The 3,833-nt window shown below is 64.4% G+C and carries 6 protein-coding genes; 1 reads left to right on the top strand and 5 read right to left on the bottom strand.

Translation table 11 applies throughout. The annotated features are described in order from the left end of the window. Positions 1–95: 95 nt before the first annotated feature. From WC585_RS17170 to WC585_RS17160, 3 genes are read right to left on the bottom strand one after another with little or no spacing between them, the layout of a single operon-like run. Positions 96–668 (bottom strand): RNA polymerase sigma factor, encoded by a 573-nt coding sequence (locus WC585_RS17170; protein WP_004212943.1) that lies wholly within the window; start codon positions 666–668, stop codon positions 96–98. Further along, positions 665–1,084: a periplasmic heavy metal sensor gene (locus tag WC585_RS17165; RefSeq protein WP_030541565.1), complete on the bottom strand. Its 420-nt coding sequence runs from the start codon at positions 1,082–1,084 to the stop codon at positions 665–667. Before WC585_RS17165 ends, WC585_RS17170 begins: the two co-directional genes overlap by 4 nt. Before the next feature lie 20 nt (positions 1,085–1,104). Next, a complete protein-coding gene (locus tag WC585_RS17160) occupies positions 1,105–1,395 on the bottom strand; it encodes a hypothetical protein (protein ID WP_231727568.1) in 291 nt (96 codons plus the stop codon). Between the two features lie 952 nt (positions 1,396–2,347). Between WC585_RS17160 and WC585_RS17155 the strand changes: the two genes are divergently transcribed. Next, complete coding sequence (locus WC585_RS17155; RefSeq protein ID WP_125458964.1) at positions 2,348–2,677, top strand: hypothetical protein; 330 nt, start codon at positions 2,348–2,350, stop codon at positions 2,675–2,677. Positions 2,678–2,775: 98 nt separating this feature from the next. Here the strand turns inward: WC585_RS17155 and WC585_RS17150 are convergent, their stop codons facing one another. Both WC585_RS17150 and WC585_RS17145 read right to left on the bottom strand, forming a co-directional pair. Further along, positions 2,776–3,276, bottom strand: coding sequence for a DUF1440 domain-containing protein (locus tag WC585_RS17150; RefSeq protein ID WP_066551370.1), 501 nt, complete (start codon positions 3,274–3,276; stop codon positions 2,776–2,778). A 16-nt stretch (positions 3,277–3,292) separates the two neighbouring features. Then, the coding region (locus WC585_RS17145; RefSeq protein WP_373259218.1) for a TonB-dependent receptor at positions 3,293–3,833 on the bottom strand (541 nt) is incomplete at its 5' end.

Here is a 3,833-nt window from a genome sequence, read left to right as displayed (position 1 = left end):
CCGGGGGCGCGTGGGGGGGGGGGGGGGGGGGGGGGGGGGGGGGGGGGGGGGGGCGCCGACCTTATCTTTCATTACGCGCAAATAGGCTCATCCCCTCACGCGAAGTCGAGAATTTTCGATAATCTTTCACGCGCACGCCGGAGCCGCGTCTCCACGGCCTTTCCGCTGATCCCCAGCGCGGCGGCGGTTTCCGCCTGGGACAAGCCCTCCACGGTCCGCAGCAAAAGCGTCTCCTTGAGCGTGGCCGGCAGCTCGGACACCGCGCGCGAAAGCCGCGCAAGCTCTGCGCGATCGAAGGTGATGGCGTCGGCACCCGGCGCCTCGTCCCGCTCACTCTCCATGGTGTCGGGCGGCAGCGAAGAGGCGAACGATAGTATCTGGCGTATGCGCCGCCGCCTGTGCCAGTCGCGGCTCTTGTTGATCGCCACGCGGGTCAGCCACGCAGCGAGCGGCCGATCTCCGTCATACTTTCGCAAGTTCTGAAAGGCGGCCACGAAGCATTCCTGAGTGAGGTCAAGCGCCTCTTCGGCGTCGCCGATATGCGAGCGGATCAGGCGGTAGACCGGTCTTTGGTGCCGCCGCATGATCTCAGCGAACGCAGCCTGACGTCCGGCGAGCGTCAAGGCGGCGAGTTCGCCGTCCGTGCAGGCCGCGAGATCAAGGCTCACCGCGCGTCTGCGGTCAGCGCCTTCACCACCGCGCGGTCAAACGTCCTCGCCTGGTCGGGCCGCAGGATCTGCCGCATCGCGAACATATGGTTCAACGTCTCCTTCTGGAGCTCACCCATCGCGCCGTGCGAACGATCGACGGCGGCCGCGACCTGCGGCCCGTTACCATGTTCGGCCTCGATGGCGGCGGCGAGCCGGGCGTTGTCGGCTCTGAGTTCCAGCTCCAAGGCACGCCTTCGAACGGTGAAGTGAGACTCCAGCATCTGGAGCTTGGTCTGTTGAGCTTCGTCCAGCTCGAGCCCGTCGTGGAGCAAGCTGTGAAGCTCAACGCCCGGGCTTGGCGGGGAGGGGAATAACTCACGTCCAGCCCACACGCCTGCGACCGCCGCCACGAACGCGACGATGGCGATCAGCATCGTCCTCCGGGCGCCGCTCGTCACTGGAACGCGAGTAAGGTCGAAGGCGCTAGCGGCATGGCAGGCCCGAAGGGTGTTAGCGTCGGCACCTGCGCAGTCGTCGCTGCGGACGACAATCCGCCGCCCACCACTCCCAAGGCGACTGCGCCTAGCGCTGCCAGCATGCCGGATCGCAGCGTAACTCCGCCGCCCGCGCGCCGCTCCGCCGCGATCAACCGCATGACATCGCCTTCCAGTTCAGCAAGCCGTGGATGAAGCGGTTGCTCGGCAAGGCGGCGCAACGCGCTGTCTAAATTCATGTCCATGTTCATTCCTCCGCCGTCCTCACATCCATTACGCACGGCCGGTGAACACCCCTCGAGTCCGAAGCGAGCGAATGTCACACACCCCCCGGACGCGGCTGCGCACTCTTCCATTGCGTCCAATCGCTCGCAGCTCGCTAGACAGGCCGGGCAAACGCGTCCCGCTGTTCGAATTCCCTGTTTTATGGGAGGTCAAAATCGGTCGGATGACACGCAGACCGGCAATCGATGCGGTTCCGCGGCCTCGCCGTCGCAGAACCCCCGTTCAGAACGATGAGGGCGGCCCAATCGGGCGGCCACGCCTTGATATCAACCCACCCCCAAGGCCGGCCTGAGGCCAGTGAACGGGCTGGGGCGACGGCGCGATGTTTGCTATTTCCGATGACGTTAGCGTTCAAATTGCGCGGGCACGGATGAGCGCGTCACCGAGTCGAGCCTGGTAGCTCGTTGAGGGGACGGCACTTACCCTGCGAAAAGCGCCCGAGCAATCCTTGACGCCCCACATTTCAAATGCCCTGACCGCCGTCTTTTCCTCCAGCTGGAGCTAGAGTCCGGCCTGACGGTGAGGGTCGCGTCGTTCGTCTTTCCCGGCGTTCTGGCGGCATTCGCCGTCGTGCTCAGCCTGGGTTTGTCCCGAAGACTCTGGAAAGCCCGTCCGGTGCCCGCCACCGGATCAGGTACATAAGCCGGACCGCGGAGCCGACTTTAAGCCCGCAGGACAGCGAGAGGGAAACGGCTTAGGATATGGGGGAAAGGGGCAAAAGGGTGCCGCGGACGGCTCCGCGCGCCTGGTAAGCTTCGACTTCCGAGCTGAGACGAGTTCCCGGCGTAAGGTGCTTCCGTCCCGTCTTCACGCGAGCTGCCGAGACTATTCAAACCCGGTTCAGCACGTTCGGCGCACACATCTCTCCAGCCCGATCGGCCACTCGCGGTACGACGAGCGTAGTTGTGGAGAAGGAACATGTTCAAGCTCGCGATCGCCGGATTGGCACTCATCGTAGCCGCACCGGCCCTCGCCGAACCGCCGGCCCATGCCGGCCAATCCAACGGCCATGGGTATCAGAACCAGAGCTACTACAGCCAAGGCTATGGCTATGTTGAACCGCAGGGTCACGGCCGAAGTTACGGCTCTTACCAAGGCCAAGGGCATAGCAGTTACGGTAACGGTTATTCCAATTACGGCAACTATGGCTACGCCTCGAACCGGCACGCCCGTCGGGACTACCGCCGGGAAGTACGTCATGCGCGTCGCGACGCGCGCCGGTACAACGAGCATGGTTACAACCACTAGGATGCACAACGGCGCGGGCCACCGCGCCGTTGTCACTTCTGAAGAGTGACAACGCGTCTGACACGCAAGAGTACGGAGAAGGTCGCGGGCGTGCGGCTTTAGGCAATCTTTGCTCTGACACCCGCAATTAGGAGCCTCCGCGCCACTTCGAGAGCCACGCCGAAAACTAGGTGCGAGACAAAGCCGCGCAGGTGCGTCGAAGCCGCGACCTCCGAAGCGGGGGGACTAAAGCCCAACGCCGGCATCGCCATCTCGTCGGCGACCAGCGACACCGCCGCTCCGTAGGCGGTTCCGAACCCAGCGCTGGTCTCTGGGCGAACCTCCACCGCGGCTCCGTAGAGAGCGCCGAGAAACACCCCAAAGCCGTAATGAACAGCTGCTCCCGCAGGCTCACGATATCCCTCCGGTACCGGTTTCCCTACGGTAGCTTCCGTTACAGCGTCGGCCACCTTGACGGTGTTGGGCTCGTCTCCGACATCCCTATCGCCCGAAGCGGCTTTCCAGGCTTCGTGGAACTCGGACATTACCCACGAGGCCACCAACCCCGCCGCCGCGCCCGTCACAGCGCCTTCGATTACGCGCTCTGTGTTCACATCCATCTCTCCGGCGCCTTGTCTAAAAGCTCATTCTAACCGTCGCTCGCACTGTCATCGGCGCACCGGGCATGATGTTGTTGTCGTTGTAGGCGGACGAGAAATAGTTGCTGTTGAGGAGGTTCTCGACGTTGATTTGCGCCTCGATCTGGGGGGTGAGCTTGAAGAATGCGGCGGCATCGACGCGGGTGAAGGCGGGCAGGATGGCGGTGTTGCTGATGGACGTGAAGCTCCTCGACTGGTGATAGACCCCGACCCCGGCCCCAAGGCGAGGGGTGAGGTCGTAGCGGGTCCACAGCGAAGCCTGCTGTTTGGGAACCAGCGGAACCTCGCGCCCGGCCGGGGCGGCACTCGTCGTTTTGCGAATTGTCGCGTCCTGCAGCGCATAGCCCGCGCTGATCTGCCACTGGGGTGTGATCGCGCCGCTAAGGCCGAGTTCGAGCCCTTTGCTGCGCTGCGCGCCCGTGAGCACCGTCCGTGCGGGGTCATTGGGGTCGGCCGCGCGGGTGTTGGTGCGGTCAAGCTGGTAGATGGCGGCGGTCAGGTTCAGCGTCGGGCGGATA

It is taken from the genome of Brevundimonas sp., assembly GCF_041648055.1.
In the GTDB taxonomy this organism is placed as follows: Bacteria; Pseudomonadota; Alphaproteobacteria; order Caulobacterales; family Caulobacteraceae; genus Brevundimonas.
Note: the sequence above shows the minus strand (reverse complement) of the source record. Positions and strands in the feature narration are given on the sequence as shown.

Bases quoted from the DNA above. Each gene is read 5' to 3' on its own strand.
- WC585_RS17165 (WP_030541565.1), bottom strand. From the start codon at position 1,084: ATGCTGATCGCCATCGTCGCGTTCGTGGCGGCGGTCGCAGGCGTGTGG.
- WC585_RS17160 (WP_231727568.1), bottom strand. From the start codon at position 1,395: ATGAACATGGACATGAATTTAGACAGCGCGTTGCGCCGCCTTGCCGAG.
- WC585_RS17155 (WP_125458964.1), top strand. From the start codon at position 2,348: ATGTTCAAGCTCGCGATCGCCGGATTGGCACTCATCGTAGCCGCACCG.
- WC585_RS17150 (WP_066551370.1), bottom strand. From the start codon at position 3,276: ATGGATGTGAACACAGAGCGCGTAATCGAAGGCGCTGTGACGGGCGCG.